Raw genomic sequence first — 14,853 nt, 5'->3', positions numbered from 1 at the left:
TTCAACTCTTTTTTTCTATCACCGCAAACCAACCGTCGTTATCCGGAGCTACAATTTCAACTTGTTTTCCACCTTTAATGGTTTGCGTTTTTTCTTTTTCGTTACCGGTTTTTACACTAATCCACTTCAACTCAAACAACGATTTATTTGCGGTAAGATCCAGCGTTACCTTGCCTTCCTGAGTAAAATATATGACATAATGTTCGCCTGGTCGCCCCAGAATATAAGCTTCATTTGGTTCCCTGTTTGTCAGTAAATTCATTTGAGGAGTCCCATCCCAAAACAAAATATACTTTTCTACGCTTCGAACTGCCTTGATTGAGGCCTTTGCCTTCCTGTTTAAACCATTTCCGGCAGGAGGTCGGTGATGTCGGGCAGATGCACATCCCCCGATAATATTCCGACAGAAACGTTCGATCCCGTCGTCTTCTGTTCCGGTGCCAAAACCAAAGTTCCCTCCTCCGTAAATTTTTGTATTATTTGCCGGACGGAGTGCATATTTGTCGCGCATCGCAAGGATTGTTTGAAGTGTATCCCAATGTGCCTGCCCAAAATTCCTGCTATTAATTTGAGAAATATCCATAAAAGTATAATAGTCGGGCCGGGCGATCAGCTCCTGACATTCTTTACAAGTGCTGATTTTAAAAAAATAGTCATACATATCAGTCAGATAAATCTCTGCTCCGTTTTCTTTTGCTTTTGCCCGAATATAGTCGATCCAATAATTTCCCCACTCTACCGGAGTAGACGTTTCATTATTCATGCAATAGAGCACATTACCATAATTGAATGTATAGCTCAACAGTTTATCAATGTATTTTTCCTGATACTCTCTAATCACATCCAATTTTGGAGTGTATCGTTTCATCCCCCGAATGGAGTGAAAAAAAGGCTGGATGTCAGTTGAAGGATGTTCGGGATAGTCTGTGTTTAAAATGCTATCCTCAGCTGAATAGTTGATGTTATTCAGGGGATTAAAAGGATGCTTTTCCCAAAACTTTTGTGAATAGTCAAACCTATCCCAAATCTCAATTTGAACAATAATATCTCTTTCTTTTGTCAGTTTCAGCAGCTTAGCAAATTTACTCCAATAAGCTTCTCCCCACTCATCCAAATCATAAAGGCCGTTGTGGTTTAGTGTATAAGGGAATACATCTCCCGAATCTCTGCAGCTCATTGTATTTCGAATGTAGTTTCCTCCAACGGATGCCAGTTCATCCAGCTGAGCTTCCAAATTTTCACTTTGAAAGAGGTTGTCGTTATTCGACGCTCCAAGCAACAATACCGGCTTTCCTTTATACTGCCAATATTTTGGATTTTGAATATAAGGTTTTATCGGATCTTCAAGTGCTGTTTTGTTCTTTTTTTCAGCAATTCTGTACGAGCATAGCAACAATACAACAATGAATGCTTGCACTAAATGTAAATATTTCATTTCTTACCTGTTTTTACTTATTTTTCAACCTTATGTACATGATTGTATTCAATTTAATATCCCGGTTAATGCTTCGATGACATTATTATTAAACGCCTGTGTAATGAACATCATGAATAGTCCCGTATCTCATTTCGGTTTTCCCAAACCGATGTGATGATTTTCCCCGATAATCGATTCATTTACATTTTTCAGATTAAATCTTTTTCCTATGTCGTATTTTTATCTGAAACAGACAAAAGCAAAGTTCCCGGAACACGTTCTTCTTAACAAGGATACCGTGTTAAATACTTTCCCTTCAGAAGGATTCTGCCGGTATATTTCCGCCCCGAGAAACTAATCTGTATTCGGTTTATTCATAATTCAATTGTTGGAAAAAGAATAAACCTGTCAATCCTGCTGGTTCACACAACTTAAAGGTCACCGGATAATTTCAAAAAAACCCTGGGGTTCAAATGCAACTTTGCCCCAGGATTTTTATTTTATAATAAAGTAGCTTGGGGCAGTATTGTTATTCACTAATTGTATGCTCCATTCAAATCCTGTTCGTTTGCTACCGGAATTGGCCACATAAAACTATTGTCGGTATATGGTGTAAGCTCAGGGACTCCGCGCTCCGACTCATAACTAGGAACGTCTACCTTTAAACCCCGCAAATAGTCTATTCGATCTCCTTCCATAAACAATTCAATCAAGCGCTCGTCTCCTATCATTTGTTCCGTTATATTGTTTGATGTGACATAACTATCTGACGCCTCATAGGACACACCAGCCACAGTTTCATCCCAGGCTCTCTTTCTCACTACATTCAAATCATCTGCTGCACCCTGTTTATCTCCTGCTTTGAATAAACAAATTGATCTGGTCAGATACATCTCAGCAAGACGGAGAATTACGGTATTAGTATATTGAATCTTAGGCCCTCTGAAATATTTATTTCCCAAAATAGAACGCCATTGCATATACGCTCTCGGTTCATAAAACCGACCTTCAATCCGTTCATCTTCGGGCACATTGTTAGGTTCACGAACTGCCAATACTTGCTGGAAACGTTTATCCCTTCGTGCAACAATGGTAATGGTTGTATCATTTTTAGGATCTGGCATCCAGCCAATTCTTTGCAGGGTCGTGTAATCCATGTGCGTAGCCGTCCAGTTACATGGATTTGACTGAAAAAGGTGCGTAAAGCAGGAAGCATGTAAGTTTGTTCCTCCATAGGTCTCGTCCCAGTCCGGACTATACATGATAACTTCCTTCCCACGGGCAAATGAACTTTTGTTGAATGCTTCTATGGGATCTTCACTCAAATCATAATCTCCATTATTCTGATCAATAACAAAACCCGCGAATTCACCCGCCTCGTCATAATTTCCCATAGCAAAGTAGGTTCGACTTAACATTGCCGCTGCCGCAAATTTATTTGCTCTTCCCGCTTCATATGAAGGGTGCATCCCGCTAGCAAAACGCTCAGGCAGCATGTCATATGCTTGTTGGAAGTCGGATAGGATTTGATTCCACATTTCTTCTGTCGTCCCCAGCCTGGAACTTGATGCCTCTTCGTAAGAACTTGATCTCTCCAACCTCAAAGGCAAACGCTGGTCATTATTGGGACCACCGGGAACGTAGGCATTGCCAAATGTTGTCATCACCATATAATATGAAAAACCTCTAAGAAAATAGAGTTCTCCAATGATCCGGTCCAGATTTTTTGTCTTATCCTCTGCCGTAATTTTAGGAAAAGGATTGCCATCATACTCTTCCACAAATGCGAGGGCATCATTTACGGAAGCAACAACACGATATGCATCCCTGAACATTTGACTTAACCAATCTTTCTCATTTTCAGTATCGCGATACCATCCCCAGGCTGCATCTCCGGGAGTCGACCAGGCTGCGTCGTCGCCAATCGCATTTTTATATAAATTATAATAATCAAATTTAACTCCCCAACCTCCATGAAAAAGCAAAGAATAGCCGCCAATTGGAGCCCGTTCAAATTCATATAACGATAGCCATGGACTTTCAGGTGGTCTTTTCAGTTCAAAAAAATCTTCTTGCTCACAAGCTGTAACGAGCATCAAAAATGCTAATGATAATAATAGTATCTTTTTCATAATTTTAGTCTTTTTAGAATTTAACAGATACACCAAATGTTACTGAAAATAGCTGAGGTAAATCCCAATCGCCTGATCCCCGCCCCTCAGGATCCCATCCGGGATAATCAGTCAACGTATATAAGTTTTCAAGCGTGGTATAAACTCTCATGTCCTGAAATATTTTTGCAGTAGTGGGAGTTTTTGGAACAGTGTAACCCAGGGAAATCGATTTCAGTTTCACATAGTCTCCTTTAAATAGCCATTGAGTAGTTGGGATACGAGGATCACCAAGTCCAACTGTTGTTCCATCTTCCAGTATCAGGTTTCCTCTCCAGTTCATTCGCTGGTACTTGGCTTCGTCTCCGGGTTTCCTCCAATAGTTTTCATACAAATCGATCGTTTGCTGACCTCCGTAACCGATGTCCACATACATATCCCGCATATATTGATCATAAATGTAATTGCCTCCCGAGAAGGTTATAAGGAAACTGAAATCAAATCCTTTATACGTAAATCTGTTGGTAAATCCTCCGTAGTATGTCGGAATTGCGCTTTTATTTTTATGATGAAATTTGTTTGAATTGCCATTGGCATTGTTGGCGAGAATAATCACATCTTCACCATTTTCGTCTTTCAACCTTCGCGTTTCGCCTGTTTCATCATAATAATCATGATCCAGCGCATAAAGCTGAGGCAATCCGGTTTGAGAATCAATTCCTGCAAAATCTGACAAATACCAGTCACGTACCGGATATCCGACTTTTGTGATGGTGTTTCCACTTACCATTCCTGTTCCGGCTTCATCAACCCGTGGAACCAGTTTCTTTACTTCATTGTGGTTAAATGAGATATTGAAGTTTGTTTGCCATTGAAAATTGTCTGTTTTCAAATTGACAGAAGATATATTGAATTCAACTCCGGAATTCACCAGGTCTCCAATATTTCCATAAATTGAGCTGATTCCCGAAGAATATGGTAGTTGTGTTGCTAAGAGCAGATCATTGACATACTTATTATAGTAGGCCAAGGAACCATTTATACGGTTATTTTTAAAGCCAAAGTCCAATCCAACATCAAGGTTATTTGTCGTTTCCCATGTTAAATTTGAAACTCCGATACCTGATATTGCTGTTCCGTTGGTTGCAATAAGCTCCTGATTACCATAAACTAATCCGGTGCTGTACTTTGAAACATCAAGCCCCAGGGGGATGTTGGCGTTCCCGGTTTGACCAAAACTACCTCTTAACTTCAGGAAATTGTTTTCGCCAAATTCTCCCATAAATCCTTCATCTGAAAGAATCCATCCGGCAGAAAAAGCAACAAAGGTACCCCAACGATAGTCAGGTGTAAAAACGGCCGAAGCATCTCTACGGATACTTACTCCAGCCAGATATTTGTCCCTGTATTTGTAGTTGGCTCGTCCAAAATAGGCCAATAAGTAAGTTTCTCCGGACAAACCGGAAAACATACTAATCATGTTACTTGGAGAACCAAGTTGTTTATAGCTTCCAACCAGATTTTGTCCGCTCATCGTCCGCCACCATCCGACAGAACGTTGTGCTTCAATACCCCCAACAGCATTAATGCTGTGGTCGCCATATATTTTATCATATTTTAGGAATACATTGTAATTTAAGGTTCGTGATGTTCTGGCTGCATCGTCTCCCAGTGAACCATCCCAACGAATGGCTTCTGATATCCAGGTATTCCGGTTGGCCTGGACAAAATCAACTGACAACTCCGTTCTGACAGCAAGCTCTTTTAAAAATGGAAATGCGAACTCACCGTAAATACTAGCCAGACCACGGTACATCTCCACATCCTGAACAAGATAATCGCGATCTGCATACATAACAGCATTGCCTAAATAGGGATTATAGTATTCGTTTGGATTTTCTAAACTATATACCGGAGTGAATGGCGTTGATTCAGTATTTATAAAAGCAAAACCACCTGCAACCCCGCTTTTATTACCATTGCTGGAGTTATCATCATTTTTACCGCGACTGCTGTTTGACAAAGTGAAGTTGAATTTAGCCCCGGCTTTAAAATATCTGGAGGGCTCGGCATCCAGGTTAATACGCAAACCATAGCGTTCCAAATCGTCATTCAAAACTACACCCTTATCTTTTCTGTAGTTTGCAGACATAAAGAAACTCGTTTTTTCGCCACCGCCAACGACAGACAAATTGTAGTTTTGAAAGCTTCCCTGCCTTAGTCCGGTTTCCAACCAGTCTATGTCAATGGCTTCAGCCTGCTCACGTGTCAACTCCTCGGTTAAATAAGGTGAATTGTTGTAAAAATCAGCCATGGTATAATCCCCCAATCCATAGGAATTTTTCATGTCATCTTTCATCTCAAACCACTGTTTGGTGTTTACCAATTCAACTTGTTGAAAGGGTAAATCCGAAAAACCAGTACTATAATCCAGATTCACCGATATTTTTCCTTTTTGCCCGGTCTTCGTGGTTACAATGATTACTCCGTTGGAGCCCCGGGAACCGTAAATTGAAGTAGCTGCCGCATCCTTTAACACTTCAATGGACTCTATGTCCGCCTGATTAATTAAGGCAAAGGGAGATAATTCTGATGTGCTGGATGCCCCGGTACTTGCGCTTGTAATAATTGGTACGCCGTCAACGATCCACAATGGAGATGTTCCGGCACTAATTGAACTTAATCCGCGAACTTTGACGTCCACTCCTGCTCCTAATCTACCCGATGAAACCTGTACGCTGGCACCGGCTGCCTGGCCCTGCAACAGGGAGGTGAAATTACTTACACCCGACGATTGTTCCAATACCTCCGACTTAACTGAGGCTATACTTCCAATAACATCTCGCTTCTTTTGGGTGCCATATCCAATCGCAACCACTTCTTCAATACCAATAGCATCTTCTTCCATTATTACATCGATATTGGTTCTGCCTTCTACCAGAATCTCCTGCGCTATCAACCCCACAAAAGAGAATGACAAAGTCGCATTTTCAGGAACGTTGTTCAACGAATAATTACCATCGGCATTTGTAACAGTTCCTTTGCTGGTTCCTTTCACAACAACTGTTACTCCCGGCAACGGTTCTCCATCCTTACTGCTTACCTTACCGGTAATATTTTTTTGTTGCGAACCGGAAAGGAATTCATCTTCTTCCAAATTTGATAACACGATAAATCTGTCTTTGATAATATAGTTAATATCAGTTCCTGAAAAAAGAGAGTGTAATACTCCTTCTATATTTTGATTTTCAAGATCAACTGAAACCTTTCGGTTGACATTAATCATCTTTCCACTGTACATGAAATGATATTCGCTTTGAGCTTCAATCTCCGACAAGACTTCCCTGATTGTCTTACTATCCATCTTCAGATTTAGCAAATTACTTTGTGAATAGGTTTTGCCGGCAAAAGCACAACCTATGGAAAGCATGATTAGAAAAGCTGTTAGTTTCATAATTCGACATAATTTTTTGAGCCAGGAAAATAGCATGTCACCTGACCATTTCGTCCTTTTTTTCATACTTTTGTAATGATTAGTTTATAAATTCCCTGATCTGGTAAATCAGGGATAAGATTTAATCTCTTCAGGGAAGTGTTGGAGCATTTCCCTGTTGTTTTTTATGGAAAACCTGGTACTGGTTCCATTTCTTAAATTATATCATAGGCATTAGTGTTTAGTTAAATATTAATTTTAGTTTCTTCTCTCAACTATAATTTTTAGTTTCGAATATGTACCGTCCGGTAATTTACTTCTTGCAAAAGACTTATACTGTATTGGAGTTGCCAGAGTCATTAAGTCAAGAATCTGAAAAAGAGGTTCGTTCATAATGGTTACAGTATAAAAGTAATCGCTAATATCTTCATCTATTTGAATATCAACATTAAACATACGACTAAGTTTACTGGCGACTTCCTGAATGGGAGAATCTTCGAAAATCAGTTTTCCATCTTTCCATGCAATGTACTTTTCCACATCTACTTTGGAATAGGAAATTTCACCGGTATTTGTATTGAATGTTATATGTTGCCCCGGCAACATACTCCCAATCGGCTCAGATTCTTTTATGGCATTTTCTGTTTCCAGCGCCACTTTTCCATTTACAAGTACAGTTTCTACTATATCTTCTTCCGGGTACGCATGTACGTTAAAAGAAGTTCCGACTGCTTTAATATTTATTTTTCCTGTCTTTACAACAAATGGCTTATCAGGATTATGATGTACTTCGAAAAATCCCTCTCCCTCCAATTTAACTTCACGGGCATCTCCTAAAAAGCGTTGAGGGTATTTGATTCTACTTCCGTAATTTAAATGTACAACTGAACCGTCCGAGAGAGTAACAATAGTCCGCGAGCCGATTGGAGCAATAACCTCAAGAGAATCTACCGCTGCCAATTTGTACTGGCTGCTAATCGTCTTATTTTCTGATATTGTATAGAATAATAAAGCAAGCACCGGAAGAAACAAAATTGCCGCAACACGCATAAACCACTTTGAATATAAGGGTAAAAGAAAAAAAACGCCCGGTTTTCCGATAGCATTATGACGATTAATTTTTTCCTGAATTTTCTCAAAAAGGCTTATAAATTTTTTGTCTTCTTCAAGATTATCTTCTTCAAAATAATTTTTCCAATCTTCATACCCAAGCTTCTGTCCTTCTTCGGTCAGAGCCTTGGTTTTTGCCCAACTCAGCACTTCGTTCAATTCTGCTTCTGTGCAGCTATTGTTTAAAAATTTTATGAGTACTTCTTTTTCCATTCGTTTTAATTATCTCTTCGGTATTGGGCCGTTAAACTAATTTACCAACTATAAATAACTGGTATTAAGTGTATCTTTATATGTAGACGTTTAAGCTGTTTTAAGGGAGTATATAAAATTTGATTTTTTTTATAAAATAAAGAAAAAGACAAAAAACACGCATTTAAGCGAGTTATCCTTAAAATTAGCTCTTAAAATAGCTAAAGTATTTACCATGTGTTTTTTGACTGTATTAAGTGAGATATCCAGCTTTTTTGCAATCTCATCTTGAGAAAGGCCTTCTTCTCTACTTAATTTGAAAATCTCTCTCTGACGCGGAGTAAGTTCATCTAACAACACTTTAAGCTTATCGTGCAGTTCTTTATATTCCAATTCATCAACTAGATCAGGGGCATTCCGAATATGATTCAATTTATGAAGGTGTTCCAAAAATTTTTTACTGTTAATCCTTTTTCGTAAAAGTGATATTGTAGCGTTATATGCAATAGTAAACAGAAATGAATCAAACGAAGAATAAGCAACCAATTTATTTCTGTTTTCCCAGATTTTCACAAAAACTTCCTGAACGATTTCTTCTGCGTCTGCCTCTATTTTTATGTAACTTAACACAAAACCATATAGTTTTTTGCAATATCGCTCATAGATATTGTAAAAAGCGACTTGATCTCCATTTTTGATATTCCGGAGTAATTCTTTGTCTGTTCTAGGATCTTTCAAAGTTTCTGCTAGTTAAAGTATTACAAATATATAAATTCAAATGTGCTATAAAAATACTCTGATATTGAAAAATGAGTTTGTTCTATGTGCACCGGCTGGTAGCCCACTCGTCAGGGGGCGCAGGTTCAGATATTGTTATCCCGGAAAAAAATAGCCGGTTATTCCGGCTATTTTCATTTTTTAACTTTCAACAAACGATTAAAATACTTTTTATTCAGAGGTTTCTATTTCAATTAAACTATTCGCAAATGTCTTTGATTATTTCCTTTAATTCACTGGCATGCCTCACTCCTACTCCGGTCCATTGCGGTACTCCGTTCTGAAAGATGATCAATGTAGGTATACTTCTTATTTGGTATTTTGAAGCGATAAAAGGATTACGATCCACATTAACTTTTATTATTCGCACTTTGTCTTTTAAATCTTCTTTTACCTCTTTCAAGATTTGCGGAACCTGCTTGCATGGTCCGCACCAATCGGCATAAAAATCAACCAAAACCGGCCGTTTTGAATTAATTATGCTCTGAAACTTTCCGTTCACTGTTTTCCTCCTTCTTATTCTTTCTTCTGACCAAAATGTCATTGATAAAATCTCCGGCCAGATATCCAACTGCCGTTCCCCACATCGTACTCCAGTACCACACCGAACGAATCGGGCAAGTACCGCTTAAGCATCCGACAAATCTCCAGTACAAAAAGCCACCAATTGCACCTGCCAACGCAAAGCCAATCTGTACTTTATATTTTTGAACTAAATTTTTCATTTCTTTAATTAATGAAACAATAGATAAAACATTTGGTTTTTTAGCTACCAATCAATAATTATTATTACGGATAGAGATTATTGAAAGCAAAGAAATATATACAACGATTCAACGTTATGTTGGTGTTAATTTTGTTAACTTCGTTACATTAATCAACTTATCACCAGTTATGAAAAAAATCAGTATTCTTATTACAATTTCTTTTTTTATTGGTCTGTTTTCTTGTACAACAACCAACAATTCAGACGAAAAGCTAAGGATCTCTTATGAACAATATGAGCTTGCAAATGGGCTCAATGTCGTTCTGCATCAGGACAAATCAGATCCTATCGTTGCCGTTGCCATTCAGTACCATGTGGGTTCCAATCGCGAAGTTCCTGGTAAAACAGGATTTGCGCATTTGTTTGAGCATATGATGTTTCAACAATCGGAGAATGTAGGTCAGGATGAGTTTTTTAAAAAGATTCAGGAAGCCGGAGGAACGCTAAATGGAGGTACAAATTACGATGGTACAATCTACTATGAGGTTGTTCCCAAAAATGCACTTGAAATGGCCCTTTGGCTGGAGTCGGACCGAATGGGTTACCTCGAGAATACAGTCACAAAATCGGCCTTTGCAAACCAACAGAACGTGGTTCAAAACGAAAAAAGACAATCTTATGACAACCGTCCATACGGATTTAATAGTTTGTTAATTGGTAAAAACCTGTATCCTGAAGCACACCCGTACAATTGGACAGTAATTGGAGAAATGGAAGATTTATTTAATGCGACGGTTGAAGATGTAAAAGAATTTCATTCAAAATATTATGTGCCAAACAACACAACACTCGCTCTGGCAGGTGATTTTGAAGTCGAAGATGTAAAACCACTTATTGAAAAATATTTTGGTGAGATTCCCGCAGGCGAGAAAGTCGCAGACCTGGAACCGATGCCGGTAACTTTAAATGAAACAAAAAAGTTATATCACGAAGATAATTTTGCAAAAACTCCACAGTTGACGATGGTTTGGCCAACTGTTGAAGAATATAGTAAAGAGTCATACGCTCTTCAATTTCTTGGGCAAATATTGGCTGGCGACAAAAAATCACCTTTTTACAGAGTAGTCGTAAAAGAAAAAAAACTAGCTCCGCGAGCAGGCGTTTATAACGGTTCGCGCGAATTGGCCGGGCAATTTACGGTTTCAATAAATGCCAATGTAAATACCAGTTTGGCAGACGTTGAAGATGCTGTTTTTGAAGCATTTAAACTCTTTGAAGAAGAAGGAATTACCGAACGCGATTTGGAAAAACAAAAAGCCGGTTTGGAAACACGTTTTTATAATAATATTAGTTCGGTATTAATGAAGTCATTTCAGTTGGCCAGTTATAATGAATATGCCGGTTCTCCCGGCTTTATTGAACAAGACATTGCAAATATTAAGGCCGTAACAATCGGCGATATTTTAAGTGTCTATGAAAAATATATAAAAGACAAACCGTTTGTTTCAACGAGCTTTGTCCCAAAAGGACAGGTTGAGTTGGTGGCTGCAAACTCGGTAGATGCAGGCATTGTTGAAGAAAATATTCTGGAGGCTACAGAAGTGGATCAGTCTGCAATTACGGAAGAGGAAGAAATCAAAAAAACAGTTACCAACCTCGATCGAACTGTTGAACCGGAAAAAGGTCCGCAACCTGAGCTAAAAATTCCGGATGTTTGGACTGATGAAGTTGCTAATGGAATAAAAATATACGGGATTGAGTATAATGAATTGCCTCTTGTTCAGTATTCTATATCAATGGATGGCGGGCATATGATGGAACCAAAAGAAAAGGCCGGGGTTGCCAGTTTTCTGGCCAGCATGCTGATGGAAGGAACAGCAAACAAAACACCGGAAGAATTGGAAGAGGAAATAGATTTGCTTGGAGCCAGAATAGGTGTATACTCCGGAAATGAAGGAATGCAGGTGTATGTAAACAGCTTAACCCGGAATTTTGAAAAAACACTTGAGCTGGTAGAAGAAATTTTGTTGGAACCGCGATGGGACGAAGAACAATTTGAACTTGTAAAATCAAGAATGGTTAACAATGTAAAAAGAAACGAAGCCAATCCCGATTACCTTTCCTATGTTACTTTTAACAAGCTTGTTTTTGGTGAGGATAATATTCTTTCCGTTCCGTCAGGAGGAACCGCCGAAACATTAGAGTCGATTACTATGGAGGATTTAAAAGAATTTTATAAGCGTACATTTTCACCATCGGTTGCACGTATGCATGTGGTTGGTAAAATTAGTCAGGACCGTGTAACTGAAGGCTTGCAGAGTCTTTCAGCAAACTGGGAGCCTTTTGATGTTGAAATTCCAAAACTTGAACAACCCGAACTCCCAGGAAAGTCGAAGATTTATTTTGTTGATGTTCCGGGTGCAAAACAGTCTGTAATTAACATCGGACACCCTTCAATTACACATACTTCTGCCGATTATCAGCCTGCAACGGTAATGAACTATAAATTGGGAGGAAGTTTTAACGGAATTGTGAATATGATCCTGCGTGAGGAAAAAGGGTTCACTTATGGTGCACGCACATATTTTCAGGGAGGTAAAAATTACGGCTATTTTGTTGCTGCTGCAAGTGTACGTTCATCAGCCACTGAAGAGTCTGTCCGGATTTTTAAAGAGGAAATAGAAAAATACAGAAATGGAATTCCGGCTGAAGACCTCCAGTTTACAAAAAGTGCGCTCATAAAATCCAATGTTCGTGGTTTTGAAACATTGGGAGCACTTCATAACATGTTAACAGAAATAAGTAGTTACAATCTTCCTTTTGACTATGTAAAGCAGGAAGAAGAATTTATCAACTCGCTGACGGTTGAAGGACATCAACAATTGGCGCAAAAACTTATACAACCCGAACACATGTACTATGTAGTTGTTGGAGACGCTAAAACTCAACTTGACGCTTTAAAAAATGTTGGGCTAGGCGATCCTGTTTTGATCGAATTATAGAAAAGCAAAGCAAAAAACAATAATAAAGGCCCGGTATTTCCGGGCTTTTTTTATCAATTAGCAACAATACGCAGAGCAATCATTTCTTTAAAAGGTGGAATTGATAATTCCTTTTTTTCGTTTTTATCTTGTTTGAAAAATCCTTTTTTTAGTGTTTTTCCATTTAGCGGAGAAATAAGCTGGTAATTATAATTTCCTTTCGGAAGGTTTAATTTTACTTCTTCCAGTTCATCGCCTGTGAAAATTACAGCATATTGTTTCCCTTGTTCCGAGATGCATTGACTTTCGGCTCCGGGAGAATGATAAACTGTTGTAAAATCAGGTGCCATTTTAACAAAATTGAAGGACGCTATAAAATCTTTCAGAATCTTTAACTGGTTCCGCAAACTGGCGCTGCCTCCCCCGGGTGCAATATTTTGTCCTGTGCCGTCCTCCCTACCTACAAAAAATGAATAATCCAGATTATTAAAAACTGCTCCTCCTGCCAAAATAAACTGCCAGGCTTGTCGTAAATAAGGAGTATCGGAACTTCCTGCAAACCCCGACTCGTCAAAACTCACAGGCCGGTTCCATGCGTAATTTAACCAAACAGCTTCAGGCCATACATAGTGGAAATTCAGGATGGATACATTCGCATCAACCTGTGCAAGAGAATGTTTGAAGTTCGTGTAATTTTGCGCAATTAAATGTTTTTTTGAAAGATTGGATTCTGTTTCAACCACTGTTCTCGCAATTTCTTTTTGCCATTCCAAAGAGGCTGCTGTAGCCTTTTCAGCCCATTTAAACCAACCTTCCTGTTCCGGATCAAGTGTCCGTAATGTTCTCATTCCTTTCTCCGAATTATCAGCCCAGGGTTCATTTTGAATTTCATAAAATACATTGTCGAATGTGTTTAACTCAGTAACAATTTTTTTTACCAGTTCTTTTTGAAATTCTATCAATTTCCCGTTTTGTAAGGTGTTTGATTCTCTTCTGTTCAAATCCCCGGGAAGGTTATTTATATTATTGCCCGGATTAAGCGGATCTCGTTTCCAATTTGCTTCCTGATAGGTAGAACAAAAAAAAGTAACCTCAACAAAAATATCTAACTTGTTTGCCAAAGAAATGAAATTTTGCAGCCTTGTAAAATAGTCCGGATTCCACTGCGACAAATCAAACTTTTCTTCCGCCTCAAAAAGTCCGGGTTCGTTCACCCTTTTCCAGGGCGCCAGAAATTTTCCTGTCGCCGGTGCTAAAGTATTATTTTGAATACCAAAACTACCAGGAACCTCAACATACGAACCGGTAAAAATCCTTGTATAGTTCATTCCTGCTCTGTTCAGTTCGTGTAGATATTTGTCGTAGTCAAAAGCAGAATTTAAAACAGCCCCGTAGTGTTCCGCTGATGTTATGAGAATTGTCGGTTTACTTTTGTATATAAAATAATGAGAATTTTCAGGATGTAACGCAAGTGGTTGATTTTTAGCAGAAATAAAAGTCAGTATTAAAACAAAAAATAAGACAATTCGTTTGTACATGGTATCAGGCTTTTCTAAATTTATGTCATAAATGTAAAAAATATCAGGATAATAAATGAAAGAATTTCAAAACAAAAGAATAAAACTTTATAGAGGTGATATAACCCAATTACAAACGGATGCAATTGTAAATGCTGCTAATAAGTCGTTGCTTGGAGGCGGCGGTGTGGATGGCGCTATTCATCGGGCAGCAGGAAAACAACTTTTGGAAGAATGCAGGGCATTAAATGGCTGCGAAACCGGTGATGCAAAAATTACCAAAGGATATAATCTTTCGGCTAAATTTGTCATCCACACAGTTGGTCCGGTATGGAACGGAGGAAAATACAATGAACCGGAAAAGCTTGCTTCCTGTTACCGGAGAAGTTTGGAGGTAGCTGAAGAAAACAATCTGATAACTGTTGCATTTCCAAACATTAGCACCGGTGTTTACGGATATCCAAAGAAAGATGCTGCAAAGATTGCTATTCGTGAGGTCTCCGGATTTTTATCAAATAAGGATACAATCAATGAGGTAATTTTTTGTGTATTTGATAGCGAAAACTTTGAGATTTATGAACAGATTTTAAATTCATAACTACAGGTGAA

At 38.6% G+C, this 14,853-nt stretch carries 10 protein-coding genes; 2 read left to right on the top strand and 8 right to left on the bottom strand.

Annotated features, from left to right (window positions below):
- Position 1 precedes the first annotated feature (1 nt).
- From GM418_RS27005 to GM418_RS26975, 7 genes are all read right to left on the bottom strand, one after another.
- Positions 2 to 1,435 carry a hypothetical protein gene (locus GM418_RS27005; protein WP_158870782.1) on the bottom strand — a complete coding sequence of 478 codons (1,434 nt, stop codon included), beginning with the start codon at positions 1,433 to 1,435 and terminating at the stop codon, positions 2 to 4.
- 518 nt (positions 1,436 to 1,953) lie between these two features.
- Positions 1,954 to 3,549, bottom strand: a complete 1,596-nt coding sequence (locus GM418_RS27000) for a RagB/SusD family nutrient uptake outer membrane protein (RefSeq protein WP_158870780.1) — start codon at positions 3,547 to 3,549, stop codon at positions 1,954 to 1,956.
- Between the two features lie 13 nt (positions 3,550 to 3,562).
- Entirely contained in the window at positions 3,563 to 6,982 is a 3,420-nt protein-coding gene (locus tag GM418_RS26995) for a TonB-dependent receptor (RefSeq protein WP_158870778.1), read from the bottom strand.
- Positions 6,983 to 7,219: 237 nt separating this feature from the next.
- The gene (locus GM418_RS26990) at positions 7,220 to 8,284 is read right to left on the bottom strand and encodes a FecR family protein (protein WP_158870776.1); all 1,065 of its coding nucleotides are present in this window, start codon (positions 8,282 to 8,284) and stop codon (positions 7,220 to 7,222) included.
- 129 nt (positions 8,285 to 8,413) lie between these two features.
- Positions 8,414 to 9,001, bottom strand: a complete 588-nt coding sequence (locus tag GM418_RS26985; RefSeq protein WP_158870774.1) for an RNA polymerase sigma factor — start codon at positions 8,999 to 9,001, stop codon at positions 8,414 to 8,416.
- Positions 9,002 to 9,239: 238 nt separating this feature from the next.
- The gene (gene trxA / locus GM418_RS26980) at positions 9,240 to 9,584 is read right to left on the bottom strand and encodes a thioredoxin (protein WP_281350205.1); all 345 of its coding nucleotides are present in this window, start codon (positions 9,582 to 9,584) and stop codon (positions 9,240 to 9,242) included.
- On the bottom strand, positions 9,514 to 9,765 hold the full coding sequence (locus GM418_RS26975; RefSeq protein ID WP_158870770.1) for a DUF6132 family protein: 252 nt from the start codon (positions 9,763 to 9,765) through the stop codon (positions 9,514 to 9,516). The genes trxA and GM418_RS26975 overlap by 71 nt, the downstream gene beginning before the upstream one ends.
- 169 nt (positions 9,766 to 9,934) lie before the next feature.
- Between GM418_RS26975 and GM418_RS26970 the strand changes: the two genes are divergently transcribed.
- The gene (locus GM418_RS26970; RefSeq protein WP_217447608.1) at positions 9,935 to 12,748 is read left to right on the top strand and encodes a M16 family metallopeptidase; all 2,814 of its coding nucleotides are present in this window, start codon (positions 9,935 to 9,937) and stop codon (positions 12,746 to 12,748) included.
- Between the two features lie 53 nt (positions 12,749 to 12,801).
- Here the strand turns inward: GM418_RS26970 and GM418_RS26965 are convergent, their stop codons facing one another.
- Positions 12,802 to 14,265 carry a hypothetical protein gene (locus GM418_RS26965; RefSeq protein ID WP_158870768.1) on the bottom strand — a complete coding sequence of 488 codons (1,464 nt, stop codon included), beginning with the start codon at positions 14,263 to 14,265 and terminating at the stop codon, positions 12,802 to 12,804.
- A gap of 55 nt (positions 14,266 to 14,320) precedes the next feature.
- Between GM418_RS26965 and GM418_RS26960 the strand changes: the two genes are divergently transcribed.
- Complete coding sequence (locus tag GM418_RS26960) at positions 14,321 to 14,842, top strand: O-acetyl-ADP-ribose deacetylase (RefSeq protein WP_158870766.1); 522 nt, start codon at positions 14,321 to 14,323, stop codon at positions 14,840 to 14,842.
- The last annotated feature ends 11 nt before the right edge of the window (positions 14,843 to 14,853 follow it).

The sequence above is a fragment of the Maribellus comscasis genome, from assembly GCF_009762775.1.
Classification (GTDB): Bacteria; Bacteroidota; Bacteroidia; order Bacteroidales; family Prolixibacteraceae; genus Draconibacterium; species Draconibacterium comscasis.
The sequence above is the reverse complement of the archived record's forward strand: the minus strand, read 5'-3'. Positions and strand labels throughout refer to the sequence as shown.

Bases quoted from the DNA above. Each gene is read 5' to 3' on its own strand.
- GM418_RS27005 (WP_158870782.1), bottom strand. From the start codon at position 1,435: ATGAAATATTTACATTTAGTGCAAGCATTCATTGTTGTATTGTTGCTA.
- GM418_RS27000 (WP_158870780.1), bottom strand. From the start codon at position 3,549: ATGAAAAAGATACTATTATTATCATTAGCATTTTTGATGCTCGTTACA.
- GM418_RS26995 (WP_158870778.1), bottom strand. From the start codon at position 6,982: ATGAAACTAACAGCTTTTCTAATCATGCTTTCCATAGGTTGTGCTTTT.
- GM418_RS26990 (WP_158870776.1), bottom strand. From the start codon at position 8,284: ATGGAAAAAGAAGTACTCATAAAATTTTTAAACAATAGCTGCACAGAA.
- trxA (WP_281350205.1), bottom strand. From the start codon at position 9,584: ATGACATTTTGGTCAGAAGAAAGAATAAGAAGGAGGAAAACAGTGAAC.
- GM418_RS26975 (WP_158870770.1), bottom strand. From the start codon at position 9,765: ATGAAAAATTTAGTTCAAAAATATAAAGTACAGATTGGCTTTGCGTTG.
- GM418_RS26970 (WP_217447608.1), top strand. From the start codon at position 9,935: ATGAAAAAAATCAGTATTCTTATTACAATTTCTTTTTTTATTGGTCTG.
- GM418_RS26965 (WP_158870768.1), bottom strand. From the start codon at position 14,265: ATGTACAAACGAATTGTCTTATTTTTTGTTTTAATACTGACTTTTATT.
- GM418_RS26960 (WP_158870766.1), top strand. From the start codon at position 14,321: ATGAAAGAATTTCAAAACAAAAGAATAAAACTTTATAGAGGTGATATA.